Raw genomic sequence first — 461 nt, 5'->3', positions numbered from 1 at the left:
ACCTGCCTGAAATAATAAAGGCACATCATCAAGCGCATCCGGATCGTAACTGTCGAAAGCCGATGAATCAGCAATAACAGGTTCCAATACCGTTTTAGCAAGACCGTGTTTTTTGAGACGATTAATCAAAAAAGTAGGCGTACCCGTTGCAAACCAGTAATCGGAAAACTCTTTGTTGTCAAAAAACGGCAGGGTAGAAAACGGATTGTAAACCGATGTTTTGCCATCCCATGTGTAACCATCGTACCACTTACGAATTTTTGCCAGCAAATTCTCCCTTGTCATCTCCAAACGGACTGCAGTATTGTCTATATATTCCGAAAAATCACGTTCCAATTCTTCTTGGGTATAACCGCAAATAGAAGAAAATTGCTCACTTAATGAAATATCTTTGAGACTGTTCAACGCTGAAAATATTGATACTTTTGCCACTTTCGTTACGCCTGTCATAAAGACAAATT

Annotated in this window: 1 pseudogene; it reads right to left on the bottom strand. The window is 39.5% G+C overall.

Annotated elements, in window-relative coordinates:
• A pseudogene (locus ASC50_RS04455) lies at positions 1-432 on the bottom strand (AAA family ATPase); the annotation flags it as partial.
• Positions 433-461: the final 29 nt, after the last annotated feature.

The sequence above is a fragment of the Candidatus Symbiothrix dinenymphae genome (assembly GCF_001431085.1).
The sequence above is the reverse complement of the archived record's forward strand: the minus strand, read 5'-3'. Positions and strand labels throughout refer to the sequence as shown.